This is a genomic window from Listeria rocourtiae subsp. hofi (assembly GCF_963575615.1).
GTDB lineage: Bacteria > Bacillota > Bacilli > Lactobacillales > Listeriaceae > Listeria_A > Listeria_A hofi.
The window spans coordinates 1-21,126 of record NZ_CAUYTL010000027.1 but is presented as its reverse complement, the minus strand read 5'-3'; the positions used below and the strand labels follow the sequence as shown (position 1 = coordinate 21,126).

Below are 21,126 nucleotides of genomic sequence, written 5' to 3'. Positions count from 1 at the left end.
TGCACTCTATTTTTGATTAGCAAGCCATTCTTTTATTTGCTTCTCGTCATCTAAATCACCACGATAACGATCCGTTTCCAAACCACGTGTGTAATAAATAAGCGTTGGAACTACTCGAACACCCATTTGCTCAATAATCTTCGTATAATTCTTATCCGCCTCTCGAGCCTTATCCGTATTATAATAGAGAGCTTGACGATTAGTTGCCCTAAGCGCGTTTTCGAGCTTCGCTTTAAAAGGCTCACAATCAGGACAAGTCGGTCGTCCAACATAAACATATCCCGTCTTCTTATCCGCAAAAATATCTTTCATTTGATTATTCGTGATATCCCGCATTGGCTGCTCATTCGCCTCCGCCTTCGTATCTGCCAAATTCTTCGTATGCGTATCCACAATCAACTGTATTCCCACGATAAAAAGCCCCAAAGCCACGATTGTAAGCAAAATAATCTTATATCTTTTCATAATATCCTCCTAAAAACACAAAAACGAGCAAAGTGCTCGTTTTTGTGTTTTTTAATGCCTTTATCTCTGAATCTAGGACTAACTACAAATCAGACTTGCCGCCGAGCCTCGGGGGAGTGAGAAGTGCTTAGATCCTAGGCAAAGCCGAGCACCGAAGCGGAGCGTACATTTGTACGAGAGCATCGGAGCACAGGCTTTAACGACGGAGATGAGTACTTCTCACTCCCCCGAGAGACCCATTTCGGAGATGACAACCTTCGCGATACTATCACAAAAACGTTCTGTGTCCTCAGCAGATGCTGCTTCTACCATGACACGAACAAGTGGTTCTGTTCCAGAAGGACGTACCAGTACACGACCATTTCCATTCATTTCTGCTTCTACCGCTGAAATAGCTGCATGCACTTTTGCATTTTCTGTTACACCATTTTTATCAGTTACGCGGATATTTACTAATTTCTGTGGGAAAGTCTGCATTTCTGCTGCTAGCTCGGAAAGCTTCTTCCCAGTTTCTTTCATGACATTTACTAGTTGAATCCCGGTCAACAATCCATCTCCAGTCGTAATGTAATCTAAGAATACAATATGTCCAGATTGTTCTCCACCCAAGCTGTAGCTTCCTTCACGCATCGCTTCTACAACATAGCGGTCACCAACTGCCGTCTGGATAGCTTTTATCTCAAGTTCTTCTAACCCTTTATAGAATCCTAAATTACTCATTACAGTGGAAACGATTGTATTATTTGTCAAACGACCTTGTGCTTTTAAATATTTTGCGCAGATGAACATGATTTTGTCGCCGTCAACAATCTCACCGTTCTCATCTACAGCGATAACGCGGTCACCGTCACCGTCAAAGGCTAGACCAACATGCGCTTCTTTTTCTTTTACGAATTCAGCCAGTTTTTCAGGGTGTGTAGAACCAACGCCTGCATTGATATTAAGGCCATTTGGTGATGCCCCCATTGAACTTGTATCTGCATCTAAATCAGCAAATAAATGCGTCGCAAGTGACGATGTAGCGCCATGTGCGCAATCCAAGGCTACATGTAAACCTGTGAAGTTCCCATCAACGGACTGCTTTAAATATTGTAAGTATTTTTGCTTGCCTTCGAAATAATCGCTAACTGTACCTAGCCCCTCATCACTTGGACGCGGCAACTCATCACTCTTTCCATCTAGCAACGCTTCAATTTCTAATTCCTGACTATCAGATAGCTTGAAACCATCAGAGCCGAAAAACTTAATTCCATTGTCTTCCACTGGATTATGAGATGCAGAAATCATAACGCTTGCCGCTGCTCCTTGCGCTTTTGTTAAATACGCAACACCAGGTGTAGAAATAACGCCTAGACGCATTACCTCAATCCCAACTGATACCAAGCCTGCAATAAGTGCTGACTCTAACATCTCTCCGGAAATCCTTGTATCTCTCGCTACTAAAACTTTCGGATGTTCTCCCACATGTTTTGTTAATATATATCCACCAAATCTCCCTAGGCGAAAAGCCAATTCTGGAGATAGCTCTTTATTTGCAATTCCTCTAACACCGTCTGTACCAAAATATTTTCCCATTTTATAACTCGCTCCTTCTTCATTAAAAGGTTGGTCGGCCACACTTATTCCTATGTTTGTTTCGATGTCACTTACCTTAATGACCAACATTTGATTTGTGTATCTTCCATTATACCTTTTTTTATTCTTTTTTACATCTAATCTTATGTAAAAGCCCGATGAACGGCCTGCTTATATGGTTTTCATCGGGCGAATAAATTAGTTAGACGCTTGATTTGATGCGTCTGCAACTTTCTTCGTTACCTGAATTTCTGCTTTTGACTGCGATAGTGTAAATGTAAATTTAGATGGTAATCCGTGGACAACTAGCGGAATCACATGTGTACCCTCCTGTAAGTTGGACATACTAGCTATGATGTTGAAATCGTTACGACCTAATGTGTCCATATCTTGTTTTGCGCCACTTATTGTGATGTTTACTTTGCCGTTTATTGGATTAACAAATGTTGTATTGAAACTCTCGGAATTAACCAAGCCAACGATACTAATTGGTATGTCGGTGAATTCAGTTGAAGTTTGTTTCGCTACATCATCTTTGTCATCTTGATCGTTCGTCTTATCCTCTTCCGATTGTTTATCTGCCTCGTTGTCTTTATCTGGTGGTGTCACATCTGGACTTTTTTCGGTAGGCTGACCAGCGCCCCCATTTGCTCCATCAGAACTCTGGTCACTCTGCTTTTTTCCAGTTGTAATTTTCACTTTCACAGATGTCGGAGTTACGGATGTCGCACCAGTTGGAACTGGAACCGAGACCTCAATCGTTTTGTCGGTAGTTATTTGCGTCACATCAATCGGTACTGTGATTTGTTCAATATTATTAGTAACTGATTCAGGAGCAATAACCGTGACCTTCTCATCCTCAGATGTAATACTAGTAATCGTCACCGTCTTATCTGCTGGATTGCCTCTCTGCTGAAAACGCAATGGAACGGTTTTGCCTATTTTCGAAACTGGTACCGCAACTTCTACCTCACCTGGATCAATATCAACGTCTAGTTTGTTTAAATTCGCATCAAAAGCACTAATTGTCGCTCTCGTTGTAAAATCACTTTTCTGGTCTTTTTCATCAGAGACGGTAGCTTTCACATAAGCAATTTGATCTAAAATTTCTTGGGAGGCTGTAATTGAAACTCTCCTCGGGTCCGTTTTAGACGTTCCTGCTTCATATCCGTCCGCGATAACTGATTTATTTAATTCGACTTCAACTGCGTATTTTTTCGTCACCTTTTCTGCCAACGTTACTTTTGCGGTTGGCGGGTTAACTGTAGCTTTCAAACGATCCGATAGACCTTTTACTTTAATTTTGACGCTTTGAGTTCCTAGTTTTGCATTGGTAAGGTCGATGTATGCAATAATGTTAGGTTGCGTCTTTGCCAGTTGTACCAGACCTTTGGGACCACTAATTGTAACATCCACTGTATCTGGCACACCACTTACATTCATATTGTCTTTATCGTAGTACACTTCCACCGGCACGTTATTGATAACATCTACATACACGCCATCCGTCACATTCGTTACACTCGTACTAGTGGCGGTGACAGAGGTGAATAGAATCGCCGCAAAAATAAGTGAAATAATCCGCACTGACCATTTATTTGTTAAAATACGATCCATCATTTGTTACCGCCTCCTTTCCATTTACTGAAAATAGACGGTTTCTTTTGCATTGGAACAACAAGCTCATACTCTAAAATTTCATGCAAACGCTCCGGTGTTACTTCGCGGAAAAGTTCGCCACCTTTTGTAATCGAAATGCCACCCGTTTCCTCAGATACTACGACGGTTAAACTGTCAGTAACTTCACTAATACCCAGCGCTGCCCGATGCCTTGTTCCAAGTTCCTTTGAAAGAAATGGACTATCTGAAAGTGGCAAATAACCTGCTGCTGCTGCAATCTTGTTGTTTTTTATAATCACTGCACCATCATGTAGCGGTGTGTTTGGAATAAAGATATTAATTAATAGTTGCGAAGAAATATCTGCATCAAGAGGAATTCCAGTCTCAATATAATCGTCCAAACCCGTTCCTCGCTCGATAGAAATCAAGGCACCAATTCGGCGTTTTCCCATGTAACTGACCGATTTCTCGATAGAGTCAATGAGATGTTGCTGCTCCTTCTCTCGCTTCGATCCTGCTTTTGAAATAAAACTACCTCGACCTAGAGTTTCAAGTGCTCGGCGTAATTCTGGCTGAAAAATAATAATAATAGCCAAGAATCCCCATGTTAACACCTGGTCGGTAATCCATTCTACTGTTTGAAGTCCTAAAAAACTGCTGACGATTTTTACAACCACGATGATAAAAATACCTTTTAATAGCTGCACCGCTTTGGTACCACGAATCAGCATAATTAATTTATAAATAACGAACCATACTACTAAAATATCAATTACATTTGCTAAATAATGCAAAATCGATCCGTCCGGAATGGTCATAAATTCGCCTCCATTTTCAAAAAAGCAAATTGTAATTCATTTGCTGCTTCTGTGTAATATAAGCTATCAAGAATGCTTATAGATGCCATTATATCATCTAATTGTCCTTGACGCACCATAAAAGTATGCTTATCAATATAGCAATATCCTAATAAAATGATGAGAATTTCGTTAGGACTACCTTTTTGCGTAGCTCCAAATCATAAAAAAGAGAGAGACAACAAAAAAACACCGATCTTATTGTTAATCGATGTTTTATACCGCCATGAACAAGTCCATGAATAAATATTGAGATAATATTTAAGACGATTCCATCATTCGAACAATCCGTTTTCCAATCATATCAAATCCGGCATTGTTTGGATGTAAGCCATCTCGTGTGTATGAATCATACGTGTATTTGCCAAGCCCAGACTTTCTAAATAAATCTAAGCGAGGTAAACCATATATGTCAGCAACAGCTATGATGCCGTCAGTGATTATTTCATGTTTATCCATATCGCGTGTTTTATTTTGTAACGGAGTAAATAGATATATCTCTGTTTTCGGGTAATTGATCCGAATGTACTCGATAATTGCCCTCAAAGCACCTAGACTTGTACTTGTATCAAAAAAAGTATCATTACGTCCACCAACAACTCCCAGTGGTATATTAAAAGCTATGTCATTCGTACCCGCTGCAATCGTCACAATATCAAAATCTGTTAAATCGTATTTATTTGTAACAATCTGCTCATAAATACTACCTGTCTTTGTGTTCGGTGCAAAGGTAAGATATCCTTCACCCTCATTTCTTATTGACGCTCCTGCTTGACGCATATATGCTTGGTAACCGCGATATAGTACGCCGTCAACCACTTTACCATCGTACCATGTGATGCTATCGCCAAATGTTACAACTCGACTTCCATAAAGAAGCTTACTTGAGTTGAAATGAGGCAACGAAATCTCATGTTCATAATATTGCTCTGGTTTCGATTCTCGTTGACTTAACATGTAGCTATCAAGGTTTTCATCAGTTACAACAACACGGACATAACTAGCACCTACAGGCACACATTGTGTATACCAATCCGTAGCTACTTCTGTCATCTGCATAAAACCAATATATCTCTTTTGAAAATCGTAATAACAGCCTACTATTTTGGCATTCATTGTTGTCCCAATGATTTGTTCTGGCGTCACTTTAATAAATCGGCTTGTATTAACGCCTGCCTCTACTGTTGTATTCCCAGTCTCTTTTACGAGGCCTGTATTTTTATCGACATCTATTTTATCGAATAAATTCGTAATTGTTGCACGAGCCAATTGCTCGCCACCAACCGTCGAAATACTTGCTAAAAAATCATGCAGACCCTCAGTCCCATTCTCAGCTATCCATGTTTCAAGCATCTCCCAATTCTCATTGAGTGCATCACGGTAAGAGCCTCCTTGGAGCATATTTATCGGTCTATTTAATTTAATCGTCATTACCCATACCTTCCTTAAATAAATTCTTTTGTATTCAGCATTCCATCATCACTTTTACTGATTCATTTTGCGCAGATGTAGGTTTTAATGTTAATCAAGAGCACTTTACCAGTCAACACAATTGGAATTAGATGAAAACGCGAATTCATTTGTACATTCAAAGGATATAGACGTTGAAAATAGGTTCACATCACAAACTTAGTTCGATTTGTTAACAACTTTACATATTCTAATTATTTGAACAATACTGTAAACACTTCTAGCAATTATCTTAACCGTATAAGGGCGCAAAATAAACATGCCCAGGAGCGCTTTTTTTTCGAATCTATCTGTTTCGTTTTATGTCTCACATCATATAATTTTTAATCGCAAAGTAATGATTCAAGCAAGTAATAATTATACCGTATTTTCATATATCTGTCAATTACGAATACCCATTTATTTACATTTCAAAAGAAAGAATCCCTTGGTACTATGCCTTCTGCTTGTTATGAATTGATAACGCTCAAATTCTTAATCATTATTGAGGAAATCAGTAAAAAATTAATAGAGAAGCCCCGAAAAAGAGCTCCTCAATGTACTTATTTATGATAATCATGTTTTTCTAGCTTATCTACTAATTGAACTGCTTCGCCGAATAAGTCTAGTTCCAACTCCGCACCTTCAAGTAGCTCGATACTAACCGTTTTAGAATCCACCGCAATTTCAATCAAGCGCTCACGGTAATTAATTTTAAACGCATATTTATCCCACTTTTTCGGTAAGAAAGGCGCAAAAGATAGACGTTCATTGAAGGTGCGCATACCTGCAAATCCTTGCACAATTGCAATCCAACTACCAGCCATCGAAGTGATGTGCAGACCATCTTCTGTATCATTGTTATAGTTATCCAAATCAAGCCGAGCCGTTCTGTTATACAACTCAACTGCCTTATCTTCTCGACCGATTTCAGCTGCCAATACAGTGTGAACAGCAGGCGATAAACTCGATTCATGTACCGTTAGTGGTTCATAAAACTCAAAATTACGCTGCTTTGTCTCGAAATCAAACTCATCACCAAACGTATAAATACCTTGTAGCACGTCTGCTTGTTTAATAAAGCACGACCGTAAAATTTTATCCCATGACCAATTCTGATTAATTGGCTTATCTGCATCCGTCAATGTATCTGTCGAACGCAATTCTTTATCTAGAAATGTATCATGTTGCACAAATATTTGCCATTTTTCATCATATGGGAAGTACATATTATCAATAATATCCTGCCAAAAATCAATTTCAACATCTGTAATTTGTAAAGCCTCTTTTTTTGTTGATGAAATTTTGGCTAGCGATTCAATCGTATATCGTAGTGTCCATGTAGCAATGTAGTTAGTATACCAGTTATTGCTAACATTATTATCATATTCATTCGGTCCAGTTACACCGTGAATCATATATTTATCTAATCGCTCAGACATGTGCACGCGGTCAGCCCAAAACCGGCTAATTTCGGTCAATACGTCTATACCTTCATTTTCTAAATAGGAACTGTCGCCCGTGTAGTTCGTATAATTATAAATAGCATGCGCAATAGCACCATTACGATGGATTTCCTCGAATGTAATCTCCCATTCATTATGGCACTCAATGCCTGTGAATGTAACCATCGGATAAAGCGCACCTTTTAAACCAATTTTGCGTGCATTGGTCCTAGCGCCCTCCAGTTGATCATGACGATATTGCAACAAATTACGCGATACTTTCTTATCAGCAAGAGACAAATAAAGTGGCAAAGCAAATGCCTCCGTATCCCAATATGTTGCACCGCCATATTTTTCACCCGTAAACCCTTTTGGTCCAATATTGAGTCGCGCGTCTTCTCCATAATACGTCGCAAAAAGCTGAAAAATATTGAAGCGTATCCCTTGTTGCGCTCCATCATCACCCGAAATTAAAACATCCGCTTTCTGCCAGCGCTCCAGCCAAGCATTCGCGTGCTCTTCACGCAATATTTCATAACTCAAAGCTTCTAAATCGGCCAAAATTTGCTCTGCTTTTGGTGCTAGTCCCTGCTCTTCATAATCACGAGAAGTCACTACAGCCACTCGTTTCTCCATTTTCGCTGCCTCGCCCTTAGATACTTTAAATCGATATTTATTTTCAACATATAGCTTCTTTGCAACTGCTGATGACTCTTTCGGATTCGTTACGCGAGACTCCATCGAGGCCGCAATTGTAAAACGTGGAATATCAAAATTATTTTCGATTGTCTTTGTCACAATTGTCGCCTTATTTCCTTCCGCTTTTTGTGCTACTTCCAGCCAGAATATTTCATCATAATTTGCATCCTCATTTGTCACATTCCCATCGATATAAGGTGTGAAAACAACCTCTGCATCAGCATCTAGCGCTGTAACATGATATCGAATCAAGCACAACTCTTGTTTGACAATACTAAGAAAACGCTCCGCCTCAATCAAAAATGCCTTTCCATTCTTCGTCACCTTAAATGAACGGCGCAAAATCCCAGTCTCCATATCAAGTTCCAAATGGAAATCTGTCACCTTATCTTGAAATAAATCTAGCGTTTCTCCATCTATTTCTACATCAATACCAATAAAATTTAGCACATTAATCACTTTTCCAAAATAATCAGGGTATCCATTTTTCCACCAACCGACACGCGTTTTATCCGGATACCAAACACCCGCGATATACGTGCCCTGATGCGTATCCCCAGAATAACGCTCCTCAAAATTGCCGCGCATACCCATGTAGCCATTTCCAAGTGATGTCAGACTTTCCTGTAAACGTTTTGCATCTTTTTCAACATTTCTAGATTTTAATTTCCATTCATCAATTTCAAATAAGCGTTGAATCATCCTGTCCGTCCCCCCAATTCCAAAATATCATCCGCCTGTCTAAAGCGTGTTTTAATGAAGGTAAATGCAATCATGAGCACCATTCCAAGCGACTGAATTGCCATCATCACTGTAATGTCAAAGTAAATTATCCCCATGACAGATGCAAACAATGTTGGTAATCCTAGAGCGAGTAATGTTAGTGAAACAGCCTCTTTATAGGAGCGAATCTCTGACATCTGATTTCGTTTCGTGAACCAAATAAACAGGGCTGCAAATAGTGTCAGCATCAAACTACTTGCCAAAAGAACCGATCCAAGCATCGCAGACATCGTTAGAAAAACAAAAGCTTTATTCTGCACAAACCATTGCCCGCTAATCCAAGTTTGCATATCTTCTGCGTTCGTTATACCAGCAAGACTTGTATCACTCGTATACTTTACAGTGAAAGCATAACCCGAACGATCTCGAAGCTCCATGCTATTCTTGCCCAAAACTAGCAAATTTTTCGCATCAGGCAACTCCGAATCTGCCAAGTTCACCATCGCTAAACCACTATCTGTCTCCATCTTAGTCTCGCTTGGTTCACCCGACAACGTCCCATTTTGCAACTGATAGCTCGCCGTAACATCACTAACAAAAGCATCATTTACCTGCTTCATCATATCTGGCATCAACGACTCCAAATCAAACGACTCCTGCTTCGCAAAATGTAGCGAAACCGGGACTAGCAAACAAGCCGTCAAAAACACAAATATAAAAACTAATTTTCCCCATCCAAACGAAACCCGACTAGCAAAAATTCGTTTAGGCGAACACATTCCCCAGAAATAGCTCATTGGAAATCCACGCTTCATCCTAATCACATCACAATCCATAAATCTTTAATTACTCTTGAATTCCCACCGAGCCTCCGAGGGCTACAAATGCTTAGTTCCTAGGCAAAGCCGCGCACCGGAGCACAGGATTTAACAACGGAAATGAGCGTTTGTAGCCCCTCGGAACAATCAACCTTTCGTTCCGCCGGCAGTAAGCCCTGACACAAAGTTCTTCTGCAAGAAGAAGAACAGTAAGCAAATTGGTAAAGCCGCCAAAATAGCACCTGCTGCGAATAGGGCAACTTTTTGCTGTTGAGGATTGGCAATGAAGCTTTGTAAACCGACTGCAATCGTCAAATTTTCTGGCGTACGCAATAGGAATTTGGCAAGTAAGAAGTCACCAAATGGCCCCATGAACGCCCATAAGGCTTGAACTGCAATCATCGGTCGAACTAACGGCAGGATTATCTGACCAAAAATACGGAAATGCCCTGCACCATCAAGTTTCGCAGATTCATCCAAATCTCTAGGCACAGTGTCGAAATACCCTTTCATCAGCCAAATATTCATCGGAATCCCACCACCGATATAAATCAATGTCAAGAACCAGAACTGATCCAGCGCACCTAATAACATCGCCAGCACGTAAAATGCTGTTAGCGCAGCCATCGTAGGCACCATTTGAATAATCAAGAAGAAGATTAAACTATTCTTCCGTCCTTTAAAACGGTAACGACTATACGTATATCCAGCAATCGTTACAATCGCTACTTGGAAAAACATCGTTGTAGTCGCAATAATTAGTGTGTTCCGATACCAATCCAAATATAAGGTGTCATTGAACAACCTCGTAAAATTATCGAGCGTCCAATTATCGCTCCACTCTAACGTAAATGCCGCAATATTTCCTGGTTTAAAAGCAGATGATGCTGTAATTAAAATAGGATATAAAATCACGATAGATAAAGCTAATAAGAATAAATACGTGAAAAATTTTGTCAAGAAATTAGTTGTTCGTTGATCCTTTAAAAATGACTTCATCCTACATCATCCCTTCATTACCAAAGGCATTAGTTTTCTTAAACGCAATCATCGATACTGAAATGACAACAATCGATATGAGTAGCGTTACGGCAGCAGCAACAGCATATTGCGGTGACGTCCCTGTTGTCAATTTATAAATCCATGAAATAAGAATATCTGTCGAACCTGCACCTGCGCCAACACTTCCCGGTCCACCTTCATTGAATAGATAAATGATGGAGAAATTATTGAAGTTAAATGTATACTGCGTAATAAATACAGGTGCTGTTACGAATAAAATCATTGGCATTGTAATCTTACGGAACCGAGAAATAGCACTTGCACCGTCAATTTTCGCGGCTTCATATAATTCACCTGGAATAGCTTGTAATACTCCTGTTACCATGACATAAATATATGGGAATCCCAACCAGCCTTGAATCGATATTAGCGCTACTTTAGTCCAGAACGGATCCGTTTTCCAAGCAAGCGATGGAATATCAACAAACGGTAAGTGATTTAAAAGCGGGATAACTTGCATGTTGATGGCACCAATACTGTCATTAAACATGTTTGAGAAGCTCATGATTGTAATGAAAGCAGGCACTGCCCACGGAAGCAAGAAAATTACTCCGAAAAGGCGCTTTCCTTTGATAAAACTCTGGTTTGCCACAACAGCAGTAAAAACACCAATCACTATTTGCAGCGTTGTAGCACAAATCGTCCAAACAAGCGTCCACGAAAATACGCTTAAGAACGTATCACGATATGCGCTTAGGAAGAAAATACTAAAGAAGTTTTTAAATCCTACCCAGTCAATTAAATTAGCAGGTGGAATATGATAAAAATCGTAATTTGTAAAAGCCATGAATAATGTTACTAGTACAGGAAATATAATAACAAATGTCATAACAAGATATGCTGGTAGCGTGAAAAGATATGGAAAGCCTTTCTCCACCATGTTTTTTAAAATATCGATCGCCTTCGTATTAACTGTCTCACCCAAATTCCATGTCACTGCAACACGTCTCGCATCGAATATATTAATAATATAAAAGCCGATAAAAATGACAGTAACAATCAATTGAAGTGTTCCCTCAATCATCAAGAATAGCGAATGATCCACACCTGGTACAGAACCCAGCGTAATGAGACCAATGAATGCGTTAATACCTACTGCAATAAATTCGATAATGAAAGCAATAAATACAGCGAGAAACACTACACCTTTAAAAATTTGCCCATTATAAAATTGACCCAGCCCTGGAATGATCGATAACAGCGTTGCCTTACGAACATTTTTTATTGATTGTTCCTTATCCATCGTGTTATCCCCATTTCTACCTTTTATTTTATGTAAGCTTAAAATGTTTTTCAGAGTGTCAACCAAATAGCTGCTGACACTCTGAAATCCATCTAAACTCGTTCTTATTTATTTTTGATATTTTTGATCGATGTTATCAGAAATAACTTTTACTGCATCATTAGCAGATTGTTTCGGTGTTTTATTACCGGAAGCTGCATCAAACATCAAGTTCTCTGCTCCCGTCCAAACCTCAGCCATTTCTGGAATGTTTGGCATTGGTTGTGCGTTTGCATATTGCGCAATAACCGCCGTAGTTAGCTCATCTTTCTTAGCAGCTGCAGCGTCACGTGATTCATGATTTGCTGGTACTTCATTAGTCATTTCATATAGCGTATTTTGGTTATCAGTATTAGTTAAATAATCCACCCATTTTTGAGCAACCTCTTTATTCTTAGAGTAGTTTGAAATAACCCAACCTTTACCACCAGCGAATGGAGAATATGGCTTACCATTGTCAAGTGTTGGAATTTCTGCCACACCGTAGTTTAATTTAGCTTCTTTATAGCTTGCTGCTGACCAAGGTCCACCTATAATCGCGCCTGCTTTACCTTTTACAAACTGATCTTGGATAAAGTCATCTGCACTCTTATTATCTTGCATTCCTTTTGGCCAGTAAGTTTGGAACCATTTCGTTGCATAAGTAATTCCTTCGATAGAACCTGCATTATTTAAACCGATATCTTTTGGATTCGTACCATTATCGCCGAATACATAACCACCATAACCAGCTAATAGTCCATATGAGAAGTAGAAATCAGTCCATTTTGCAAGGAAAGCTGTTGATTTTCCTTTTTCAGTTGCAAAGTTAAAACGTTGGTCTTTTGTTAAAGCTTCTAAGTCTTTAAAAGTAGCTGGAGCTTTATCTAGTAAATCTTTATTGTAATATAGCACAAGCGTTTCAATAATTGCTGGCGCGCCATAAATTTTATCGTCAATTGTCACTTGTTTCACATCGTTATCATCAAGTTGATCTTTATTTCCTAATTTTACTTCGGCTAAATGCCCTTGTTGACCAAGGCTACCGATTCTATCATACGCCGACATCATTACATCAGGAGCTGTACCTGCTGGGCCGTCTAATGGCAATGCTTCTAATGTCTCGAACATATCTTTTTTAACTACTTTGATTGTTACATCGTTATCTTTTTCAAATTTAGATTTAATTTTATCTATATATTTTGCATAGCCTTCATCTACAGAAACTGTCAATGTTTTCTTGCCATCACTTGATCCACTATCTTTCGACGAACTTCCGCTACCACATGCTGCTAAACTTGCTACGATTACCAAAACCATTGCTAATAAGCTAAACTTTTTGAATGAACTCATTACCTTTTTTCCTCCTCTTTTGAAAAATTCATGCGCATCCCCTTAAATTGTGTTTTGCGCGCTCCTTCTTCACACCCTAATTTTTATTCTTGGTAAAGCATTGTGAAACAGGTTAACCTCTGACGCTAATTATGGCTTATAACGAAAACGTTTTCAAGGTATAATATCGTGTTACCGATAACAAGATTATTGCTTTGTCTAGAATATAGGCTGTATGTGCGAATTAGTCTCATTTCTACGCACATACAGCCTGTTCACTCTAGTTTGTAAACTCCAAACTTATCATTTTAACCTTCTAAAATGACAAACGATTTTGCCGGAACATCCAGATTTCCAGCGACTTCATTCGTCCAAGCGTTTCGTACCTCTCTCGTGATTGCTATATCAGCTTTTAGAACTGTTCGCGTGACATCGCTTTGATTAAAAATAAACGTCAGACATTTGCCATCTAATTTTCTGGAGAAAGCCACGATATGCTTCTCATCATCAACAATATGCCAATCTAGATTACCATATGTCAATACTTTTTGGTTCGCCTTACGGAACGCAATTAATTTTTTCATAAAGGTAAGCATGTCCTTATCTTGATTGGCTTCATCCCACTCCATGCATTTACGGCACAATGGATCATCTGCACCATCCATGCCGATTTCTGTACCATAGTAAATACACGGAGATCCGGTGTGTGCAAACATGAAAGCAAGTGCCAATTTCGCCTTATCTTTATCGCCTTCACAACGAGTCAATAATCGCGCCGTATCATGAGAGTCCAACATATTAAACATGACGTGATTCACCTGCTCCTGATAGCGCATCAACTGTTCGCTAATCCCAGAAACCATCTTAGTCGGCTTAATTCGCTCCTCCACGAAATTTTCGATAATGGTTTGCGTAAACGGATAGTTCATTACTGAATCAAACTCATCTCCGAGTAGCCATAACCATGAATCATGCCAAATTTCACCAAGGATGTAAATATCTTCTTTTTCGTTGCGCACAGCTTTATTAAATTCTTTCCAGAAAGCGTGATCTACTTCATTCGCCACATCCAAGCGCCAGCCATCGATATCGAATTCCCGCACCCAATATGTTGCGATATCTAACAAATATTTCTGAACATCTGGATTTGCAGTATTTAATTTCGGCATATGCATAGTATAAGCAAACGTGTCAAAAGAGAGTGTATTCTTTCCCTCCACGTTTCCATTTTCGCCTGGTGTCACTGGGAATGAACGAATATGGAACCAATCTACAAATTTCGAGTTCTCACCATTTTTAAGTACATCTTGCCATTCTGGAGATTTATCCCCAATATGGTTAAAAACCGCATCCAGCATGATTTTAATGCCACGTTTATGCGCTTCTTGAACCAGTTTTCGGAACGTCTCTTTATCGCCAAAATGAGGATCTATTTCAAAATAATTCAGCGTATCGTACTTGTGATTCGTAGATGCTTCAAATATTGGCGTCAAATAAATACCATTAATTCCAAGCTCCGCTAAGTAGTCTAAATGACTGATAATGCCCTGAATGTCTCCACCAAAAAAATCATCACGATCAGGGTCTTTGCTTCCCCAAGGCAACACATTTGCTGGTGAAAGTGACGGATCTCCATTATCAAATCGCTCTGGAAAAATCTGATACCAAATCGTTTCCTTCACCCACTCAGGCGCTTTAAAAACCTCTGTATCATGTAAAAATGGGAATTTAAAATAATAATCCATAATAGCTCGATTGGCTGGTGTATTCTCATAGAATCCGCGTCCACCATAAAACACATCTTCTCCAATTGTATCTGTCAACACAAAACCATATTGTAATCTCCGTTGTTCAGGCTTAACCGCAACAAACCAATAATCATGCTCTTCCGTAGAAGCCACTTTTCGAAGCGCTGTTTCCTCGGATGCCCAGCCAGAATCCGTTTGTAAATAAGGATCTGCTGCAATTAAAACCACTTCTTGGATATCGTCCCGCTTACTTCTAATTTTGATATGTAACGTCTGAGAATCATAGCCGTAAGCATACGAACTAAACGGCTGATGATAAATTGCTGCTTTTTCCATAACAAAAAAACCTCCTTCTTAATATCTACCTCCAAGTTAGCATGCTTTGAAAACACTTACAATGATTTTCGGATTGTTATCGATAACAGAATGAAAAGCCGAAACGGCCCGCTCAGCTCCGACCAAAACTGGAGCGACCGCAATAAAAAGCCGCTCTTGCTTTTTATGGAGGGCGTGAAGTTTTCGAGGAGTTGGTCGTTGAGGCTGGATCTGGAGGGGCTTCACGTGATGCAGTTCATGGATTACATGCTCACTTTGTTCTCATGCATATTGAGGTTCTAATATTTCCTGCTTCTTATTTGTCTCACAATTATTCCAAGCTAGGCTTCTTAAGAACCACTGATGGATTACATGCTCACTTCGTTCTCATGCATATTGAGGTTCTAATATTTTCTGCTTCTTGTTCGTCTCACGATTATTCCAAGTTTGGCTTCTTAAGAACCACTGATGGATTACATGCTCACTTCGTTCTCATGCATATTGAGGTTCTAAATCGGCGAGTGATGCCTCATAAGAACCTCAACAAACACAGCTATTCTCTCCCAATCACCGTTGATCCTCTTATAATCAACTCTGGTGAAAATAAGACAGATCCTTGTTTTGCGCCTCCTTCATTTATTTTCTTTAGTAACACTTGAGCACATGCTTCCCCCATCTCAATCACAGGAGAGCGAACTGTCGTTATTTTTGGTGAAGATATCCGATCTAAGAAAACGCCATCAAATCCAGTGACAGCAATATCTTCTCCAAAACGCTTGTGAAGGGCTGTCGCAGCTCTTACAACGCCAAGTGCCATTCTATCTGACGCACAAATAACTGCGATCGGCTCTCTTACTCTACTCAGAATATCTAGGGCTTTCTTTTCAGCAATACGCGAACTGTTTTTCATAAAATAACTTTCTTCTATCAAATCATGCGCTTTCATCACTTCTGAATATCCAGTAAGTCTTGAACGCATAAACTCTTCCTCTAACAAATTGATGCCAAAAAAAATAATATGTCGAAAACCAATATCGTACACATGCTTCGTCGCAAGCTCCGCACCAAATCGATTATCTACATCTATCGCATCCACATTCTGCCTATTCTCTCCATAGGCAATAACCGGCTTTTCTAATCCAGCCATTACTTTTTCAACCTCACGATCACGCATTCCAGTGACAATTAGTCCATCATACGGGCCAATATTTTTAGATTTCTGCGTCACCAATTGAAGAGAATAAGAGTATTTATCAAGCTCTCTACTTATTCCTGTGAGTAAATTCATGTAGTATGGCTCCACCGTATCAATCTCTTCTAAAATTAGAAACTTAACAACTTGTGTTCGATTCTGTACGAGTGCTCTAGCTGCATAGTTTGGAACGTATTCCAATTCTTCCATCGCTGTGTAGACTAGCTGTTTTAGCTCATCAGAAACTTGGTCTGGATGATTTATAACACGCGATACAGTCATCTTAGAAACATTTGCTTTTTTTGCAACATCAGCTAATGTAGCCATCCATATCCTCCCTTAAATACTTCTTCTCCACTCAATTGTAGCAGTTTTTTGACAAAAGGGTAGTGTTTTATCTTTTACTTATTGCTACTCAAAAAATAATTATGTTCACAAAAAAAGCACCTTCTCGAAAGAAAAATGCTTCAAATGTATGTATTTATCTTTTTGGTACTGTTATAACTTTTTTTACAGCTCGATGCTCTTTCCAGTTTTGAAAGAATTTCCTAAGCAATTTAATCCCAATCATGAGCCAACCACAGACTGTACCAGTCAAAATAGCAACCAGCGCCACAACCATAAATCCAACAACCGGTAAGACAGGGTCACTAATAGCAGCAATACCAAGAATAAAAACAACAATCATCGGAATAACAAAATACCGTATCTCATGATCCCCCACATCAAACGCTCCTTTACAACATTGTACCGTACCTATACTTTTATACCTAAATCATAGTTCCAGTATACTCCCAATACCTACTTTTTTCAACATGTATAACGCTTACATAAAAATAAGTATTTAACGTGTCATCTATCTCTAAATCATTGGCACTGCCCAATTAGTCCGTAGCGGCCAGCCTTTTTTACATAAAAGAAATATTTGTATACAAACTGTAATACTCATTCTCAGCTCAAAAATGATCCTTTTGCATATCTTTTACTTCAAAATATGCCTCTAAAAGCGATACTACGAACTGTGCTGTTTTATTTTTTTCATCATTCAGCGGGTTTAAACCGACAAAAGTTATCGCATCAATTTTATCACTTAGCGCTAAGTTTTTCATGAAATAACGAATTTCTCTCCAATAAATGCCTCCCTGAGAAATGAAATCCGTCCCCGGCGTAAATTCTGGATCAATAGCATCAACATCTAAAATCAAGTGAACAGGCCCTTTTTTTTGAGCTAACCACTGGATAATTTCATCTGTAACCATCGCAAAACCCATCTTGTCTATTGTTGTCATCTCATAGTGCAGAATCTTCTCGTCCTCAATGACTTGTAACTCGTCATAATCAATACGCCTTGTTCCCAAAATACAGACATTATCACCTAGAATAAAACGCTGATTCATAATATTACCCAGCTCTTCTGGACCTTTTCCAATAACTGTTGCCATCACATTATGGCATAGATTATCATGATTCAGACTCCTCCCCATATCGGCATGCGCGTTTACCCAAATCACAGTTTGTTCTCTCTTCTCATCTTCCATTCCAGCGATAGAACTAAGTGATATCAGTTGATCCCCGCCAAAAATAATAGGCATGCTTCCCTCATTCTTTATATCTGCGACTATATCTCTAAGTTCTTTCGCTTTATATGTAATCGCTTTCAAATCCTTCGATTTTAAAATCGCCTCTTGCTCCATGTCAGTAAAAAACGCCATGTTATGATAGTCTACAACCTCATCTACCAGCTTTTCCAGCATCCCAATAACACCCGTATATCGAATGGCATATGGAGCTAATGCAACACCTTGCCGCTCTTCATGAAACATCCATGGCACGCCTAAAATGCCAATTTTCTTCATCTCATTCACCTACTTATATATATTGTCTTATATTTTATCATAAACATCCATATTTTCAAAAAATAAAACTTTTATTTTAGTTAATTTTATGTTTTAGTAATTTTTATGTTACAAAAAATAGTTTTTACCTTAGACGAAAAAATGATTTTATACTAAAAAATAGCTTTAAATCGCTTTTTTACCATTTTTACACTCAATCACTTTTTTGCTAAAATGATGTTAATTCTCCTGTACAAAATTTTCTGTATAGTAGTGAGTTGTTAAGGAATAGTAGAAGAGATGCCACGCTCCCCCCTTTTTTATCCTAGGAGTTCCCCCAGAATTTTATAGGTTAAACTTGGCATCTCTTCGCTATTTCTATTCTTTTAAATGATACGGATACGTCGCTACAACGACATCCTTTTTAAATAATAGTTTCGTTCGAATAAGCAGGCTTGTCTGATTGTGTAATATATTTTGCCAGCCTTTTTTAGGGATGAATTGTGGTATTAGTACAGTCAGCGAATAATTATCTTGATTTGCTTTTTGTTGCGCCGTATCGATAAACTTCATCAATGGATCGGTGATAGAACGGTAAGTCGAATACAGATCTGCTATTCGAACCTCTGGATGTATCCTATTCCACCTCTCAACAAATTCCTTGCCTTCTTTTTTGTCTAAAGAAACATGAACTGCGATCACTGTATCACCAATTGATTTTGCATGGCGAAGTGCCCCCTCTACCACTTTTGTTGTATCCGACACACAAATGATAACCGCATTTCCCTCGAAAGAAGGCACATCGATTTGCTCATCAATTCTTAATTGTGGTGCGAGCTTTTCATAATGTGAGCTTGTTCTATGGAAAACATAAATCATTGCAGGCATAAAGATAAATACAGGCCATACCTCACTTATTCTAGTAATGAAGAGTACCGTAAGCACAGTGAATGAAATAAAGGCACCCAATAGATTCGCAGATAACTTTTTCCTATATCCCTCAGGCTTTTCTTTTACCCATTTAATAATCATGCCTGTTTGAGATAACGTGAATGGAATGAATACCCCTACAGAGTAGAGTGGTATTAAAGATTCTGTCTTACCTTGAAAAAGAATAATGAGCAGGATAGATCCTAGTGCTAATGTAATGATACCGTTAGAATAACCTAATCTATCTCCTTTATCCAAATACATACGTGGCATATATTTATCTTTGGATAGATTAAAAGCTAACATTGGAAATGCTGAGAATCCAGTATTCGCAGCTAATACTAAAATAAGTGCCGTCGTTGCTTGAATAAAATAATAAAAGAAATTTCGTCCAAATATATTTTCAGCAATTTGCGAAAGCACAGTGGACTTTAACTCAGGCACAACACCATAGAAGTATGCAAGCAATGTAACGCCAACAAAGAAAAAGCCTAAGATAGATGCCATCATGATCAAAGTTCTAGAAGCATTTTTCGCTTTTGGATCTTTAAATAAAGGTACTGCATTTGAAATTGCCTCGATGCCTGTCAATGATGCCGAACCTGAAGCGAAGGCTCTTAAAAGCAAGATCAGTGTTATACCAGAAACATGTGTACCAACAGAGGCGGTCTCATGCGAAACATCTTGACCCAGCGCTAACTTTATTAACCCTGTAACAATCATGACAATCATCGAAAATACAAATAAGTAAACTGGAATCGCTAAAATAGTTGCTGATTCCGTTACGCCACGCAAATTAATGATGGTTACAATGATAACAAGTAAAATAGCAACCGGTACAGTAAATTGATACAAAGAAGGAATAGCTGCAATAATAGCGTCCGTTCCTGAGGATACACTCACGGCAACAGTCAACATATAATCAACTAATAAAGAACCTCCAGCGATCAACCCTGCGTTCTTCCCTAGATTCTCTCTTGAAACCACATAGGCACCTCCGCCTTGTGGATATGCATAAATAATTTGACGATATGATAGGCTTAATGCAAACAAAAGTACTAGAACACAAAGAGCTATCGGTAGCGAATACCACATTGCTGCAGCACCTACTGTTATTAAGACGAGTAATATTTGCTCTGTTCCGTAGGCTACAGAAGATAGTGCATCTGATGATAATACAGCTAAAGCTTTCAGTTTACCTAAGATCCCCAGCCTCTGATGATTTAAGAGGCCTCCCGATCAGCATTCTTTTTAATGGAGATGCCTTTTTACTCCCTGCCTTTTTAACTAAATTTTCCTTCTAAAAATTGCATACGTAACATTATAACACAGCACATAAAAACTAGAATAGCTTTTTATTGTAATATCGGGCTTCATAGACTCCCTTTGGCTTTATTTAATATCATAGAAGGTGTAAATTTAAATAAATTTTAAAAGTAATTTATCTACCTTTTCCCTTCTTGCTCTAAGATCTAAACATATAACTTATTTTTCTGAATAAAAAGAATTTAATTTAAGTATTTACAAACCACCCATTCTCTTTATATAATAGTTTTCGGCTGGTAAATTTACTAGCCACATGGCCCGTTGGTCAAGCGGTTAAGACACCGCCCTTTCACGGCGGTAACACGGGTTCGAATCCCGTACGGGTCACTTTTAAAATTTTTATAGCAAATTGCTGGTCAAAATAGTAATTATGTTATATTATAAAATAGTGTTAGTGATGGGGGCTTAGCTCAGCTGGGAGAGCATCTGCCTTACAAGCAGAGGGTCAGCGGTTCGATCCCGTTAGCCCCCACC

General features: G+C 38.8%; 14 protein-coding genes, 2 tRNA genes and 1 pseudogene. 2 read left to right on the top strand and 15 right to left on the bottom strand.

The features are described 5' to 3' along the window. Nucleotides 1–6: 6 nt before the first annotated feature. The 15 genes and pseudogenes from R8925_RS11545 to R8925_RS11475 form a co-directional block, all read right to left on the bottom strand. Nucleotides 7–465 carry a thioredoxin family protein gene (locus R8925_RS11545; protein WP_430535999.1) on the bottom strand — a complete coding sequence of 153 codons (459 nt, stop codon included), beginning with the start codon at nucleotides 463–465 and terminating at the stop codon, nucleotides 7–9. 219 nt (nucleotides 466–684) lie between these two features. Continuing rightward, complete coding sequence (gene glmM, locus R8925_RS11540) at nucleotides 685–2,040, bottom strand: phosphoglucosamine mutase (RefSeq protein ID WP_430535998.1); 1,356 nt, start codon at nucleotides 2,038–2,040, stop codon at nucleotides 685–687. A gap of 198 nt (nucleotides 2,041–2,238) precedes the next feature. Beyond that, the gene (locus R8925_RS11535; RefSeq protein WP_430535997.1) at nucleotides 2,239–3,660 is read right to left on the bottom strand and encodes a CdaR family protein; all 1,422 of its coding nucleotides are present in this window, start codon (nucleotides 3,658–3,660) and stop codon (nucleotides 2,239–2,241) included. Next, nucleotides 3,657–4,478, bottom strand: coding sequence for a diadenylate cyclase CdaA (gene cdaA, locus R8925_RS11530; protein WP_036073349.1), 822 nt, complete (start codon nucleotides 4,476–4,478; stop codon nucleotides 3,657–3,659). The genes R8925_RS11535 and cdaA overlap by 4 nt, the downstream gene beginning before the upstream one ends. Before the next feature lie 300 nt (nucleotides 4,479–4,778). Beyond that, on the bottom strand, nucleotides 4,779–5,948 hold the full coding sequence (locus R8925_RS11525) for an SGNH/GDSL hydrolase family protein (protein WP_430535996.1): 1,170 nt from the start codon (nucleotides 5,946–5,948) through the stop codon (nucleotides 4,779–4,781). 581 nt (nucleotides 5,949–6,529) lie between these two features. Next, nucleotides 6,530–8,812, bottom strand: coding sequence for a glycoside hydrolase family 65 protein (locus tag R8925_RS11520; RefSeq protein ID WP_430535995.1), 2,283 nt, complete (start codon nucleotides 8,810–8,812; stop codon nucleotides 6,530–6,532). Then, nucleotides 8,809–9,648 carry a DUF1189 domain-containing protein gene (locus tag R8925_RS11515; RefSeq protein WP_430535994.1) on the bottom strand — a complete coding sequence of 280 codons (840 nt, stop codon included), beginning with the start codon at nucleotides 9,646–9,648 and terminating at the stop codon, nucleotides 8,809–8,811. Before R8925_RS11515 ends, R8925_RS11520 begins: the two co-directional genes overlap by 4 nt. A gap of 150 nt (nucleotides 9,649–9,798) precedes the next feature. After that, complete coding sequence (locus R8925_RS11510) at nucleotides 9,799–10,650, bottom strand: sugar ABC transporter permease (RefSeq protein WP_430535993.1); 852 nt, start codon at nucleotides 10,648–10,650, stop codon at nucleotides 9,799–9,801. Between the two features lies 1 nt (nucleotide 10,651). Continuing rightward, a complete protein-coding gene (locus tag R8925_RS11505) occupies nucleotides 10,652–11,956 on the bottom strand; it encodes a carbohydrate ABC transporter permease (protein WP_430535992.1) in 1,305 nt (434 codons plus the stop codon). 108 nt (nucleotides 11,957–12,064) lie between these two features. Next, entirely contained in the window at nucleotides 12,065–13,327 is a 1,263-nt protein-coding gene (locus tag R8925_RS11500; protein ID WP_430535991.1) for an extracellular solute-binding protein, read from the bottom strand. 287 nt (nucleotides 13,328–13,614) lie between these two features. Then, nucleotides 13,615–15,390: a glycoside hydrolase family 13 protein gene (locus tag R8925_RS11495; RefSeq protein WP_430535990.1), complete on the bottom strand. Its 1,776-nt coding sequence runs from the start codon at nucleotides 15,388–15,390 to the stop codon at nucleotides 13,615–13,617. Between the two features lie 532 nt (nucleotides 15,391–15,922). Then, complete coding sequence (locus R8925_RS11490; RefSeq protein ID WP_430535989.1) at nucleotides 15,923–16,888, bottom strand: LacI family DNA-binding transcriptional regulator; 966 nt, start codon at nucleotides 16,886–16,888, stop codon at nucleotides 15,923–15,925. Nucleotides 16,889–17,042: 154 nt separating this feature from the next. Further along, the gene (locus R8925_RS11485) at nucleotides 17,043–17,285 is read right to left on the bottom strand and encodes a hypothetical protein (protein ID WP_430535988.1); all 243 of its coding nucleotides are present in this window, start codon (nucleotides 17,283–17,285) and stop codon (nucleotides 17,043–17,045) included. Nucleotides 17,286–17,517: 232 nt separating this feature from the next. Continuing rightward, complete coding sequence (locus tag R8925_RS11480; protein ID WP_430535987.1) at nucleotides 17,518–18,417, bottom strand: arginase family protein; 900 nt, start codon at nucleotides 18,415–18,417, stop codon at nucleotides 17,518–17,520. A 357-nt stretch (nucleotides 18,418–18,774) separates the two neighbouring features. Further along, a pseudogene (locus R8925_RS11475) lies at nucleotides 18,775–20,572 on the bottom strand (APC family permease). Nucleotides 20,573–20,907: 335 nt separating this feature from the next. Here R8925_RS11475 and R8925_RS11470 point away from each other — a divergent pair. After that, nucleotides 20,908–20,979, top strand: a tRNA-Glu gene (locus R8925_RS11470). A gap of 72 nt (nucleotides 20,980–21,051) precedes the next feature. Continuing rightward, a tRNA-Val gene (locus R8925_RS11465) sits at nucleotides 21,052–21,124 on the top strand. Nucleotides 21,125–21,126 lie beyond the last annotated feature (2 nt).

Bases quoted from the DNA above. Each gene is read 5' to 3' on its own strand.
- R8925_RS11480 (WP_430535987.1), bottom strand. From the start codon at position 18,417: ATGAAGAAAATTGGCATTTTAGGCGTGCCATGGATGTTTCATGAAGAG.
- R8925_RS11490 (WP_430535989.1), bottom strand. From the start codon at position 16,888: ATGGCTACATTAGCTGATGTTGCAAAAAAAGCAAATGTTTCTAAGATG.
- R8925_RS11510 (WP_430535993.1), bottom strand. From the start codon at position 10,650: ATGAAGTCATTTTTAAAGGATCAACGAACAACTAATTTCTTGACAAAA.
- R8925_RS11495 (WP_430535990.1), bottom strand. From the start codon at position 15,390: ATGGAAAAAGCAGCAATTTATCATCAGCCGTTTAGTTCGTATGCTTAC.
- cdaA (WP_036073349.1), bottom strand. From the start codon at position 4,478: ATGACCATTCCGGACGGATCGATTTTGCATTATTTAGCAAATGTAATT.
- R8925_RS11515 (WP_430535994.1), bottom strand. From the start codon at position 9,648: ATGAAGCGTGGATTTCCAATGAGCTATTTCTGGGGAATGTGTTCGCCT.
- R8925_RS11505 (WP_430535992.1), bottom strand. From the start codon at position 11,956: ATGGATAAGGAACAATCAATAAAAAATGTTCGTAAGGCAACGCTGTTA.
- R8925_RS11500 (WP_430535991.1), bottom strand. From the start codon at position 13,327: ATGAGTTCATTCAAAAAGTTTAGCTTATTAGCAATGGTTTTGGTAATC.
- R8925_RS11525 (WP_430535996.1), bottom strand. From the start codon at position 5,948: ATGACGATTAAATTAAATAGACCGATAAATATGCTCCAAGGAGGCTCT.
- glmM (WP_430535998.1), bottom strand. From the start codon at position 2,040: ATGGGAAAATATTTTGGTACAGACGGTGTTAGAGGAATTGCAAATAAA.
- R8925_RS11535 (WP_430535997.1), bottom strand. From the start codon at position 3,660: ATGATGGATCGTATTTTAACAAATAAATGGTCAGTGCGGATTATTTCA.
- R8925_RS11545 (WP_430535999.1), bottom strand. From the start codon at position 465: ATGAAAAGATATAAGATTATTTTGCTTACAATCGTGGCTTTGGGGCTT.
- R8925_RS11520 (WP_430535995.1), bottom strand. From the start codon at position 8,812: ATGATTCAACGCTTATTTGAAATTGATGAATGGAAATTAAAATCTAGA.